The 220-nt window shown below is 53.2% G+C and carries 1 pseudogene; it reads right to left on the bottom strand.

Annotation, left to right across the window (positions count from 1 at the left end):
* Positions 1 to 111: 111 nt before the first annotated feature.
* A pseudogene (locus H6B10_RS16975) lies at positions 112 to 220 on the bottom strand (S-adenosylmethionine synthetase N-terminal domain-containing protein); the annotation flags it as partial.

The raw sequence follows: 220 nt of genomic DNA, 5'->3' as shown, positions 1-220 counted from the left end.
TGATGGAATGCCTGCTGGTGTTCAACATGCCGTTCACACTGGTAAAAGGGTTGCTCAACGCGGCTATCTGCTTCCTGATCTATAAGCCTTTGTCGCCCATTCTGCATGGCCGTCGATATTGACGATCACACCACAGGTGTCGCAGTCGAAACCGTACTTGGCGCGGTCATAGCCGATGGAGCGGATCACATCCCGGGCAGTTTCGGCAATATCCACATAG

The sequence above is a fragment of the Gemmiger formicilis genome (assembly GCF_016901605.1).
Classification (GTDB): Bacteria; Bacillota; Clostridia; order Oscillospirales; family Ruminococcaceae; genus Gemmiger; species Gemmiger formicilis_B.
This window is presented reverse-complemented; position numbering and strand designations above follow the sequence as displayed.